General features: G+C 64.7%; 13 protein-coding genes and 1 pseudogene. 9 read left to right on the top strand and 5 right to left on the bottom strand.

The window, feature by feature from the left end; all coding sequences use genetic code 11:
• Nucleotides 1–215: 215 nt before the first annotated feature.
• Together NKI79_RS32765 and hemC are read right to left on the bottom strand one after the other, a co-directional pair.
• Nucleotides 216–932 (bottom strand): uroporphyrinogen-III synthase, encoded by a 717-nt coding sequence (locus NKI79_RS32765; protein ID WP_352807397.1) that lies wholly within the window; start codon nucleotides 930–932, stop codon nucleotides 216–218.
• Between the two features lies 1 nt (nucleotide 933).
• Nucleotides 934–1,860, bottom strand: a complete 927-nt coding sequence (gene hemC / locus NKI79_RS32760; protein ID WP_352807394.1) for a hydroxymethylbilane synthase — start codon at nucleotides 1,858–1,860, stop codon at nucleotides 934–936.
• 104 nt (nucleotides 1,861–1,964) lie between these two features.
• Here hemC and tsaD point away from each other — a divergent pair, with 104 nt between their 5' ends.
• The 6 genes and pseudogenes from tsaD to NKI79_RS32730 all read left to right on the top strand — a co-directional run bounded on the left by tsaD (nucleotide 1,965) and on the right by NKI79_RS32730 (nucleotide 5,957).
• Nucleotides 1,965–3,050, top strand: coding sequence for a tRNA (adenosine(37)-N6)-threonylcarbamoyltransferase complex transferase subunit TsaD (gene tsaD, locus NKI79_RS32755; RefSeq protein WP_352807400.1), 1,086 nt, complete (start codon nucleotides 1,965–1,967; stop codon nucleotides 3,048–3,050).
• Nucleotides 3,047–4,057, top strand: a complete 1,011-nt coding sequence (locus NKI79_RS32750; RefSeq protein ID WP_352807392.1) for an NAD(P)H-dependent glycerol-3-phosphate dehydrogenase — start codon at nucleotides 3,047–3,049, stop codon at nucleotides 4,055–4,057. Before tsaD ends, NKI79_RS32750 begins: the two co-directional genes overlap by 4 nt.
• Nucleotides 4,058–4,084: 27 nt before the next feature.
• Nucleotides 4,085–4,380 (top strand): annotated as a pseudogene (locus NKI79_RS32745) (YciI-like protein).
• A gap of 30 nt (nucleotides 4,381–4,410) precedes the next feature.
• Nucleotides 4,411–4,836 (top strand): EVE domain-containing protein, encoded by a 426-nt coding sequence (locus NKI79_RS32740; protein WP_254817798.1) that lies wholly within the window; start codon nucleotides 4,411–4,413, stop codon nucleotides 4,834–4,836.
• A complete protein-coding gene (locus tag NKI79_RS32735) occupies nucleotides 4,791–5,489 on the top strand; it encodes a class I SAM-dependent methyltransferase (RefSeq protein WP_502909883.1) in 699 nt (232 codons plus the stop codon). The genes NKI79_RS32740 and NKI79_RS32735 overlap by 46 nt, the downstream gene beginning before the upstream one ends.
• Nucleotides 5,490–5,537: 48 nt before the next feature.
• Entirely contained in the window at nucleotides 5,538–5,957 is a 420-nt protein-coding gene (locus NKI79_RS32730; protein ID WP_352479990.1) for a DUF1761 domain-containing protein, read from the top strand.
• A gap of 3 nt (nucleotides 5,958–5,960) precedes the next feature.
• Here NKI79_RS32730 and gcvA read toward each other — a convergent pair whose 3' ends face one another.
• Entirely contained in the window at nucleotides 5,961–6,881 is a 921-nt protein-coding gene (gene gcvA, locus NKI79_RS32725) for a transcriptional regulator GcvA (RefSeq protein WP_352807388.1), read from the bottom strand.
• A 162-nt stretch (nucleotides 6,882–7,043) separates the two neighbouring features.
• Between gcvA and NKI79_RS32720 the strand changes: the two genes are divergently transcribed.
• The gene (locus NKI79_RS32720; RefSeq protein WP_352801458.1) at nucleotides 7,044–7,283 is read left to right on the top strand and encodes a hypothetical protein; all 240 of its coding nucleotides are present in this window, start codon (nucleotides 7,044–7,046) and stop codon (nucleotides 7,281–7,283) included.
• A gap of 76 nt (nucleotides 7,284–7,359) precedes the next feature.
• On the opposite strand, the gene NKI79_RS32715 is transcribed toward NKI79_RS32720, so the two are convergent.
• Nucleotides 7,360–7,896, bottom strand: a complete 537-nt coding sequence (locus NKI79_RS32715; protein WP_352509125.1) for a L,D-transpeptidase family protein — start codon at nucleotides 7,894–7,896, stop codon at nucleotides 7,360–7,362.
• Between the two features lie 144 nt (nucleotides 7,897–8,040).
• Here NKI79_RS32715 and NKI79_RS32710 point away from each other — a divergent pair, with 144 nt between their 5' ends.
• Both NKI79_RS32710 and NKI79_RS32705 read left to right on the top strand, forming a co-directional pair.
• Nucleotides 8,041–8,724 carry a response regulator transcription factor gene (locus tag NKI79_RS32710; RefSeq protein ID WP_023680479.1) on the top strand — a complete coding sequence of 228 codons (684 nt, stop codon included), beginning with the start codon at nucleotides 8,041–8,043 and terminating at the stop codon, nucleotides 8,722–8,724.
• Between the two features lie 125 nt (nucleotides 8,725–8,849).
• Nucleotides 8,850–9,305, top strand: a complete 456-nt coding sequence (locus NKI79_RS32705) for a Crp/Fnr family transcriptional regulator (RefSeq protein WP_352801454.1) — start codon at nucleotides 8,850–8,852, stop codon at nucleotides 9,303–9,305.
• Nucleotides 9,306–9,351: 46 nt separating this feature from the next.
• On the opposite strand, the gene NKI79_RS32700 is transcribed toward NKI79_RS32705, so the two are convergent.
• Nucleotides 9,352–10,245, bottom strand: a complete 894-nt coding sequence (locus tag NKI79_RS32700; protein ID WP_352807384.1) for a sugar phosphate isomerase/epimerase family protein — start codon at nucleotides 10,243–10,245, stop codon at nucleotides 9,352–9,354.
• Between the last annotated feature and the right edge of the window lie 209 nt (nucleotides 10,246–10,454).

Below are 10,454 nucleotides of genomic sequence, written 5' to 3'. Positions count from 1 at the left end.
CCGCCGATGCTGCCAAAGTCCCCATCAGCCATCGCATCAAGAAATGCGCCTGGAACGACGACTATCTCATCAATGCCATCACTCATATGCGATAGCCCTGCCCCTTGCGGACCCCTTGCGGGGGAGATCCGCAGCTTGGCCGACAGCGCCTACTGCGGAATAAATTGAGGATGCCAGCAGGAGGTATGCCAACGTCCGAAACAGGCAGATGGCTGTCAGCGCGACGCCTGCAAAAGCCCCAGCAAGGCATCCTCGCTGGGCTCAGGCGCAATCCGGATCCTTTCGCCGGCGCCCTCGCCCAGGGCCGCGGCAATACGTCCCGACAAGGCGAGAAGGCGTGCATCTTCAAAAACACCGCGCAGCGCCGGCCGGCTAGCCAAGGCCTGCATCGCCGTGGCCGCCTTGGCCGAATAGAGCAGCACCGCCTCGACCGGCCGGGCGGACAGGCGCGCAAGAACGGCCTCGTCGGAATAATCCAGCGCAAAAGTGTCGTAGGTCTCGACGGCGCGGACATGAACGCCCGACGCAAACAGCCGCTCCTCGAAGTCCGGAAAGCGCACCCGCCCGCAGAGATAGACGATGGTCTGCGCAGCGTAACCGCCAGCGAGCGCATCGGCCAGCGCCTTGGCATTGCCCGGGCCTTCGCCGACAGACAGAAACCCGGCCCTGCGGGCGGCTTCCGCCGTCTTCTTGCCAACAGCCTGGCACGGCAAGCGCGCGAGCGCGGTAATGACCTCTTTCGGCGCATGGCGAACCGCATTGGCGCTGGTGACCGCGACCGCCGCGGCGGCGGCAGCCAGCGCGCCGGCTTCGACCGGCAGCGCCGCCGTTTCGGTCAGCGGCAGCAGGATCGGCTGAAAGCCGGCATCCGCGAGCCGGCGCGCCGTGCGCGAGGCGCCCGGTTCGGGCCTCGTCACCAGGACGCGGAGCATGTCAGGTCCAGCCGTCGAAGAATGTTTCGCCGGCCTTGGCCCGAACGATCGCGGCGGCTTCCGCGCCGATGCCGGCAGCCTGTTGCGCCGGCCCTTCCAGCCTGACCTCATGCGACTGCGTGCCATCGGGCGAGATGATCAGCCCGGCAAAGGAAACCGTTCCGCCCGATATCGTCGCATGGCCGGCGATCGGTGTGCGGCAGGAGCCGTCGAGCGCCGCCAGGAAGGCGCGCTCGCAGGCCAGCGCCTCGCCGGTCGGCCCGTCGTGGATCGCTGCCAGCATCTGTTCCACGTCGCGGTCGCCGATGCGGCTTTCGATGCAGATCGCGCCTTGCCCCGGCGCCGGCGGAAAGACGTCGAGCGGCATCAGGTCGGTGACGACGTCCTCGAGCCCGAGCCGCTTCAGCCCGGCATAGGCGAGGATGGTGCCGTCGGCGATGCCGTCGCCGAGCTTGCGCAGCCGCGTCTGCACATTGCCGCGAAACATCACCACCTCGACGTCCGGCCGCATCCGCCGGATCAGCGCCTGGCGCCGCAGCGACGACGAACCGACCTTGGCGCCTTGCGGCAGGCCCGCAATCGTTCGCGCCGCCTTGCCGATGAAGGCGTCGCGCGCGTCCTCGCGCGGCAGGTAGGCGGACAGTTCCAGCCCCTCGGGCAACAGCGTCGGCATGTCCTTCGACGAATGCACGGCGATGTCGATGCGCCGCGCCAGCAGCGCCTCCTCGATCTCCTTGGTGAACAGGCCCTTGCCGCCGGCTTCCGACAGCGGTCGGTCCTGGATGCGGTCGCCGCTGGTCGAGATGACGACCACCTCGAACGCCTCGACCGGCATGCCGTGCGCGGCCATCAGCCGCGCCTGCGTTTCATGCGCCTGCGCCAGTGCCAGCGGGCTGCCGCGTGTTCCGATTTTCAAGGTTGTTTGCATGACGCGCCGTCCGTGATAACCCCCGGCAGATCGAGGCCGTTTTCCGGGTTTTCTCCTATCGGGGAAAGGCCGATTGCACAATCATCGAGGACAGCGACGAATTGATCCGCGTTCTGGGCATCGAGACGAGTTGCGACGAGACCGCCGCCAGCGTGGTGGCGCTGGACGGTCGCAGCACGCCGCAAATCCTGTCGAACATCGTGCTCAGCCAGATCGAGGAGCATGCTGCTTTCGGCGGCGTCGTGCCGGAGATTGCCGCGCGCGCCCATGTCGAGGCGCTCGACGGCATCATCGAGGCAGCGCTGGCCGATTCCGGCGTCGACCTCGCCGACATCGATGCGATTGCCGCCACCGCCGGTCCCGGTCTTGTTGGCGGGCTGATCGTCGGCCTGATGACGGCAAAAGCAATCGCCGCGGCAGCCAAAAAACCGCTGATCGCCATCAACCATCTCGAAGGCCACGCGCTGACGGCCAGATTGACCGATGCGCTCGACTTTCCCTACCTCTTGCTGCTGGTCTCCGGCGGCCATACCCAGATCGTCGCCGTGCGCGGCGTCGGCGACTACCAGCGCTGGGCGACGACCATCGATGACGCGCTTGGCGAGGCCTTCGACAAGACGGCCAAGATGCTCGGCCTGCCCTATCCGGGCGGACCGAATGTCGAGAAGGCGGCGGCAAATGGCGATGCGGCGCGTTTTGCGTTTCCGCGCCCGATGAAGGGCTCGGCACAGCCAGATTTTTCCTTCTCCGGTCTCAAGACCGCGGTACGCCAGGCGGCAACGGCGATTGCCCCGCTGAGCGACCAGGACGTCGCCGATATCTGCGCCTCCTTCCAGGCGGCGGTCGCGGATGCGCTGGGCGACCGTGTTGCGCGGGCGCTGACCAGGTTCCGTCAGCAATTCCCGGACAAGGCCGAGCCTGCGCTGGTTGTCGCCGGCGGCGTCGCCGCCAATCGGACGATCAAGGCGACATTGCAGGGCCTGTGCAAGCAGGCCGGGTTCAGCTTCGTCGCGCCGCCGCTTAACCTCTGCACCGATAATGCGGCGATGATCGCCTGGGCCGGCATCGAGCGCCTGCGCGCCGGGATATCAGGCGAAAATGCCGCCGATTTCGTGCCGCGCTCGCGGTGGCCGCTGGACAGCATCTCCGCTCCGATGGTCGGCTCGGGCCGGCGTGGGGCCAAGGCATGACCGGCAGCGAGCACAAGGCTCCAAGCGGTTGGCGCGTCGCCGTGCTCGGCGGCGGCGCCTGGGGCACGGCGCTGGCGCTGGCCATGCTGCGCGCCGGTCATTTCGTCCGCCTCTATGCGCGCGACCCGAAGACCGTCGCGGCGATCGACCGTGGCGAAAATCCGCGCTATCTGCCGGGCATCGCGCTCCAGGCCGGCATCGTGGCGACGAGCGACATCGTGGCCGCGCTCGACGGCGCCGACTGCGTTCTGGCGGTGGCGCCGGCACAATCGTTACGTGTTATGCTGACGGCCGCGTCCAGCCATATGCCGAAAGGCGTCCCGCTGGTCCTCTGCGCCAAGGGCATCGAGCGCGACACCGGCGCGCTGCTGTCGTCCATTGCCGAGGGTATCGTGCCGGCAAATCCGGTCGCCGCTTTGTCGGGCCCAAGCTTTGCCACCGACGTCGCCAGGGGCCTGCCGACGGCTGTCGTGGTCGCCGCCCGCGACGAGGCTCTGGCCACCGACCTCGCCGCCCGCTTTTCGGCGGAAAACCTGCGCTGTTATTCGAGCGACGACCTGATCGGTGTCGAGATCGGCGGCGCGCTGAAGAACGTCTTTGCCATTGCCGCGGGTGCCGTCACCGGCGCCGGGCTCGGTGCCAGCGCCCAGGCGGCGATGGTGACGCGCGGTTTCGTCGAATTGCGCCGCATCGGCGCCGCCTTTGGCGCCAAGGCCGAGACGCTGATGGGACTTTCCGGCCTCGGCGACCTGCTGCTTACCTGCTCGTCCGCGCAGTCGCGCAATTTCGCTTATGGGCTGGCGCTGGGGCAAGGCAAGCCGCTTGCCGGCTTGCCTTTGGCGGAAGGCGTGCCGACGGCGGCAATCGCCGCCCGCATCGCCGGCGAGCGCCGGATCGACGCGCCGATCATCGCCGCCGTCGCCGCCATACTGGACGGCACCATAACCATAGACCAGGCTGTATCGGCATTGATGACACGGCCGCTCAAGACCGAAACCGACATGTAATTCCGAACGATTGCGGAGATGGAAAAGATGCTGTTTGCGTTGATTTGCAAGGACAAGCCAGGAAGCCTGCAGGTGCGGCTCGATACGCGGCCCAAGCACCTTGCCTTCCTGGAAGGGCTGAACGGCGACAAGAAATTGGCCTTCGCCGGCCCGTTCCTCGACGCGACGGCACGCCGAACGGCACTCTCGCCGTTGTCGAGGCGCCAGATCTGGCTGCGGCAAAAGCCCTGTCGGCGGCCGATCCCTATACCAAGGCAGGGCTGTTCGAAAGCGTCGAAATCCGGCAGTGGAACTGGAGCTTCAACAAGCCGGCGGACATCTGATCGCGGCGGCACCTGAGGAGGAGCAACACAATGAACTACTGGCTGTTCAAATCCGAACCTTCGGTCTTCTCCTTCGAGGACCTCAAGGCGAAGGGCAAGGCCGGCACGCAATGGGACGGCGTGCGCAATTATGCGGCGCGCAACAACATGAAGGCGATGCAGATCGGCGATCTCGGCTTCTTCTACCATTCCAATGACGGGCTCGACATCGTCGGCATCGCCGAAGTCTGCGCTCTGGCCCATCAGGACAGCACCACCGACGACCCCCGCTGGGAGTGCGTCGATATCCGCGCCTTCAAGGACATGCCGAAGCCGGTGACGCTGGAGCAGGCCAAGGCCAATCCACAGCTGGCCGACATGGCGCTGGTGCGGCTCGGGCGGCTGTCCGTGCAGCCGGTGACGCCGGCCGAATGGCAAGAGGTTTGCCGCATGGGCGGCCTGACGCCGGCGCCATGACGGCGCTGACGCCGGACAGCGCCAGGAAATTCATCCTCGACAACACGGCGCTGATGGCGCCGCCGCATGTGCCGGAGGTCCGCCTGCACCTGGCCGACGAGGCACATGGATTATGGCAGCGGACCGAGGACGAACTGACCGAAATCGGCCTGCCGCCACCCTTCTGGGCTTTCGCTTGGGCCGGCGGCCAGGGCCTTGCCCGCTACATCCTCGACAATCCGGCGGCGGTGCGCGGCAGGCGCGTGCTCGACTTCGCCTCAGGCTCCGGCCTTGTCGCTATTGCAGCAGTGAAGGCCGGCGCTGCCGAGGTGATCGCCGCCGATATCGACCCGTTCTGCGCGACCGCGATCCGCCTCAATGCCGAGGCCAATGGGACCGAGATCGAATTCCTCGCCGGCGATCCCATCGGCAGCGATGCCGGGTGGGACGTCGTGCTGGCCGGCGATGTCTTCTACGACAAGTCCTTTGCCGACGGGCTGATGCCGTGGTTCGCCCGGCTGAGGGCGCGCGGCGCCGACATTCTCGTCGGCGATCCCGGCCGCTCCTATCTGCCGAAGACCGGGCTGGAGCCGCTTGCCGTCTACGAAGTGGCGGTGACCCGCGCGCTGGAAGACGCCGAGATCAAGCGCACCACCGTCTGGCGTCTTGCTTGACGGCATCGCCGAACAGGCGTTCCATCGCGCAATCGACCGGAGGGAACCATGGATTTTTCGGCAATCAATTGGCTGGCGGTAATCGTCGCCGCCGTCGTGGCGTGGTTGTTCGGCGCCGCCTGGTACATGGGTTTGAGCAAGCCGTGGCTGAAGGCCGCCAAGCTTGATCCGACGACGATGAGCAAATCGATGCTGCCCTTCGTCGTCTCCTTCGTCGCGGAGATCGTGATGGCGCTGGTCATGTCGCTGATCATCGGCGCGGTGACCGGCGGCGAACCGAGCCTGCTTGCCGGGGTGATCTTCGGCTTCGTTCTCTGGCTGGGGTTCGTCGCCACGACGCTTTCGGTCAACCATCGCTACGAAGGTTTCGGCTGGGATCTGACGCTCATCGATGTTGGTCACTGGCTTGGCGTGCTGCTTCTCATCGGCGCGGTGATCGGCTGGTTCGGCGCGGCGGCGACCGGCTGACCGTCAGGTCGGCGTCTTGGCGACTTCCTCGAGGAGCCAATCGCGAAAGGCGACGATGCGCGGATCAGTCGCCGCCGTTTCGGGATAGACCAGGAAATAGGCGAATTCGGGCGCGACCTTGATGCCGAGTTCGAACGGCCGGATCAGACGGCCTTCCGAAAGGTCGTTTGCGACCATGGCGAAATCGGCGAGCGCAACCGCATTGCCGTCGAGCGCGGCCTGGACGGCATCGGTCGAATTGCCGAACACGATGGTCCGGCTGTCGTCGAAATCGTCGACGCCCGCCGCCGCCATCCACATGCTCCAGTTCGGCCAGGTGACGCCCTGGCGCGACCACTCGATATGCGCCAGCGTATGATGGAACAGGTCGCGCGGCTCCTTGAGGGGAGGCCCGGCCCGCAACAGGGCCGGGCTGCAGACCGGAATGATGACGTTTTCGAACAGCCGGTGTGAGCGAAGCCCCGGATATTTGCCGGTGCCGAAACGGATGCCGAGATCGACGTCGTCGCGATCGAAGTCGCGCACCTCGTAGCTGATGTCGAAACGCAGCTCGATCGCCGGATGCTGCTTGCGAAAATCGTCGACGCGCCGCATCAGCCACTTCGTCGCGAATTGCGCATCGAGGGTGACCTTCAGCAGCGCCGATCCGCGTGCCGTCTTCTGCGCCCGTGAGACGGCCCGGCCAAGCAGGTCGAGCGCATCGGTCGAAGCTTCGAACAGCACCGCACCCGCCTCGGTCAGCCGGATCGTGCGGCTGGTGCGTGTGAACAGCACGATGCCGAGCTGATCCTCGATTTCCTTGATCTGATGGCTGACCGCTGCCGGCGTCAGGCCGAGCTCGTCGGCGGCGCGGGTGAAATTGAGATGCCGGGCCGCTGCCTCCAGCGTCCGCAGCGCACGGGTTCCAGGCAGCAGGCGCGCCATCAGTGCCAGACGAGGAGAGTTCGGTCGAGCATTCCAATTCTCAAACAAAACTTGAAGATGCAGAAAAAACTACTCGTTTCCCGTTTTGATTTCAATCGGTCATGATCTGGTCATCGAAGAAACATCAAACCGGATTTGATGTCCGGAGAAGCGGATTGCACCATGTCTGACATCGCCTTGCGCTCTGTAATCCTCCGCGCGACCTGGCTACGCGCCATGCTTGACTGGTTTCGCTACGCAAAAATCGCGGTCAATCTTCCCTACGAGAATGTCGAGGATCTCTCCGATCGCCAGCTGCGCGACATCGGCGGCGAACGCAAGGACATCGCACGCGCCATGGACCGCGAACTCGGCCGGCTCGGCCTTCTCGACACGGGTTGGCAGCTGCCGAGGAAGCGCTAGGACGGTGTAGTGAGTAGTGAAGCTAAGCGGCGGGTCCGCGAATATCCTTCCCGACCAATTCGCTCACTATTCTCCCCTACCTTGCCACCCTTATCACCGTCCGTTCCGACAGCAGCGGCAGCAGCCGCGCCATGGTGCGAGCCGTTACCGCGACGCAGCCTTGCGTCGGCGTAAAGCCGGGGCGCGCCAGGTGGAAGAAGATGGCGCTGCCGCGCCCGCGCCGCCGCGGCACAATGTTCCAGTCCAGCACCAGGCAGGCGTCATAGAGATCGTCGGTGCGCAGCATCCGCTCATGGCTGGCGCCATAGGGGATTTTGACCGGGCGGTTGTAGTTGCGGTCCCCAGGCACTTCGCACCAGCCGAGGTCGCGGCCAATCGGCGTCATCGCGAGCCGCGTCCGGCGGCCGCCGGCAAAACGGTCGCCGCGAAAATATCCCGACAATATCCGCATCGAGGCAAGCGGCGTGGCGCCGTCGCCCTCGCGCTTGGCCGCCGAGATGCCGCCATGCCCCAGCGCACATGGAAACACCAGTTTGCCGGCCTGCAGAAAGCCTTGGCTGGCATGGCCTGGGCGCGCGCGCACGGTGAGCACGGCGAGCCCTTTCGGCAAAATTGCGCCGACTGCATTGCGATCGTGTTTTTTCTTGTATGATCGTGCCACGGAACAAATCACTGTGAACGGCTGTTGTGCCGGTCAGCTTCCGCATAAACAGGCTGCGGTCAACTGAAATCTCTTTTCAAAACAACGGATTGATCCATGACTTCACGCACCATTCTGATCGTCGACGACGATGACGACCTGCGCGGCACCCTTGTCGAGCAATTGTCGCTTTATGAGGAATTCGATGTCCTGCAGGAAGCGACCGCCGCCAAAGGCGTCGCCACGGCGCGCGGCGGGCTCATCGACCTGCTCATCATGGATGTCGGCCTGCCCGACATGGATGGCCGCGAGGCGGTAAAGATATTGCGCAAGGGCGGCTACAAGGCGCCGATCATCATGCTGACCGGCCACGATACCGATTCCGACACCATCCTTGGCCTCGAGGCCGGCGCCAACGACTATGTGACGAAGCCGTTCCGCTTTGCCGTGCTGCTGGCCCGCATCCGCGCCCAGCTGCGCCAGCACGAGCAGAGCGAGGACGCCACTTTCTCGGTCGGCCCCTACACGTTCAAGCCCAGCCAGAAGCTTCTGATCGACCCGCGCGGCGCCAAGGTACGGCTGACCGAAAAGGAAGCCTCGATCATCAAATATCTCTACCGCGCCGACCAGAAGGTGGTGACCCGCGACGTGCTGCTGGAGGAAGTCTGGGGCTACAATTCCGGCGTCACCACCCACACCCTCGAAACGCACGTCTACCGGCTGCGCCAGAAGATCGAGCGCGATCCTTCCAACGCGGAAATTCTCGTGACAGAAAGCGGCGGCTACAAGCTGGTTCCTTAAACATTTCATTATTCAAATAAGCGATCCGGGCGGGGCGCTTTTCGGGTACGGTCCTGAGGCTGGAGGTGGTTCTGGATCGGCCTCGTAGGGGAGGAGTCGGACTGACGGTTCGGGGACATAGCTAGATGGCGCTGGATGACGACATCCGCATCCTGTCCACCGTGAGGCTCTTCGAGGGCTTTACGCAGGAACAACTGCGTCTGCTCGCCTTCGGCGCCGAAACCACCAGGTTGCAAGCCGACCACAAGCTTTACCGCGAGGACGACGAGGCCGATTGCGCCTATATCGTGATCAGCGGCCGCATCGTCCTCTACCGCGAGCACGACGGCGAGCGCATCCCGATCGGCACCGCCGGCCCCGGCACCATGCTCAGCGAACTGGCGCTGATCGCCGATACCAACCGGCTGACCAGCGCCTCTGCCGAAATCGATTCGGAAGTGCTGCGGCTCAGCCGCAAGATGTTCCGCCGCATCCTTGAGGAATACCCGGAGCTGGCGGTTCACCTGCACCGGCGCATCTCGGAGGATTTCCAGGCGATGATCCGCCGCATCGAGGAACTTGGGCCGCGTTTTGCCGGCTAATACAGCGTCTCTGGTCTAACCAGATCGATTTCGGAACTGCGAGTTCTCAAGGCCGGTGCGTTGCGGAAACAAGCTCGGCCTTGCGCCGCGCCGTCTCCAGTCCGAGCGCAATGAAGCGGCGCGCATGTTTGGCCAGCTCCATATTGTCGGTCCACAGATTGCGCCAGATGGCGGTTTTCCGCGACAGGTTCTCATCGACGATTTCCGACGAGAAGGATTCGAAGCTGAGGTCGTCGCTGTAGCCGATGGCGGTCAGCGCGTCGAATATCGCGGCAAAATCGATATTGCCGGTGCCGAGGAAGCCGCGATGGCTCTCACCGATATGGACATAGCCGATCTTCCTTGCGGCGTTGCGAATGGCCAAGCCGACATCGGCCTCCTCGATGTTCATATGGAAGCTGTCGAGATGCAGGAAGATGTTGTCGGAGCCGCTGTCCGCGATGAAGGCCATGCCTTGCGCGGCGGTGTTGAGCAGGTTGCTTTCGAAGCGGTTGACGATCTCGAGGTTGAGGCTGACGCCAGCTGATTTTGCTGTCTCGGCCACCTCGGCAAGCGTGCCGGCGCTGCGCTTCCACTGGTCGCGCGTCGGCGCCTCGCTCTGCAATCCATGGCTGGTGCTGAGGATGCCGGCAACCTTCTGTCCGCCAAGATCGCGGGTCAGCGCGATCGTACGTCTCAGGATTTCGACTCCGCGCGCCGCAATCGTTTTGTCGGCGCTCGAAATATCGCCGTCGGCCGGCAGTCCGATGCTGATCGCGACGCCGAGGCCGAGGTCGCCGATCCGCTTGGCCAAGCCGTCAATGTCGACATTGGCGGGGTCGAGATAAGAGAATTCGATCAGGTCGAAGCCGGCCTCCCTGGTGTTGGCCAGCGTCCGCTCGAGGTCGCTCTGCGCCGAGCTCGCCGACCAGACGAATGAGTGGATTCCGATGCGCGACATGATTGTCTCCGGTCATTCCAGGAGTAGCGGACCCAAGTCCAAATCGGCTTTTGGCAATCCATTGCTCCGATAAAAAGGTGGGGGCGGGGCAGCCCGCCGCCCCCCGCGGGGGGGGGGGTGCGAGCGGGGGGGCCGCCCCGGGAAAAAAAAAAACAGTCAGATTTAAAAAACAGAAGCGGCCGCCCCAATATAACGGGTAGTGCTCGGTG

This window comes from Mesorhizobium sp. M0340 (genome assembly GCF_040321535.1).
GTDB lineage: Bacteria > Pseudomonadota > Alphaproteobacteria > Rhizobiales > Rhizobiaceae > Mesorhizobium.
Note: the sequence above shows the minus strand (reverse complement) of the source record. Positions and strands in the feature narration are given on the sequence as shown.

Bases quoted from the DNA above. Each gene is read 5' to 3' on its own strand.
- NKI79_RS32765 (WP_352807397.1), bottom strand. From the start codon at position 932: ATGCTCCGCGTCCTGGTGACGAGGCCCGAACCGGGCGCCTCGCGCACG.
- hemC (WP_352807394.1), bottom strand. From the start codon at position 1,860: ATGCAAACAACCTTGAAAATCGGAACACGCGGCAGCCCGCTGGCACTG.
- NKI79_RS32750 (WP_352807392.1), top strand. From the start codon at position 3,047: ATGACCGGCAGCGAGCACAAGGCTCCAAGCGGTTGGCGCGTCGCCGTG.
- NKI79_RS32740 (WP_254817798.1), top strand. From the start codon at position 4,411: ATGAACTACTGGCTGTTCAAATCCGAACCTTCGGTCTTCTCCTTCGAG.
- NKI79_RS32735 (WP_502909883.1), top strand. From the start codon at position 4,791: ATGGCAAGAGGTTTGCCGCATGGGCGGCCTGACGCCGGCGCCATGACG.
- NKI79_RS32730 (WP_352479990.1), top strand. From the start codon at position 5,538: ATGGATTTTTCGGCAATCAATTGGCTGGCGGTAATCGTCGCCGCCGTC.
- gcvA (WP_352807388.1), bottom strand. From the start codon at position 6,881: ATGGCGCGCCTGCTGCCTGGAACCCGTGCGCTGCGGACGCTGGAGGCA.
- NKI79_RS32720 (WP_352801458.1), top strand. From the start codon at position 7,044: ATGTCTGACATCGCCTTGCGCTCTGTAATCCTCCGCGCGACCTGGCTA.
- NKI79_RS32710 (WP_023680479.1), top strand. From the start codon at position 8,041: ATGACTTCACGCACCATTCTGATCGTCGACGACGATGACGACCTGCGC.
- NKI79_RS32705 (WP_352801454.1), top strand. From the start codon at position 8,850: ATGGCGCTGGATGACGACATCCGCATCCTGTCCACCGTGAGGCTCTTC.
- NKI79_RS32700 (WP_352807384.1), bottom strand. From the start codon at position 10,245: ATGTCGCGCATCGGAATCCACTCATTCGTCTGGTCGGCGAGCTCGGCG.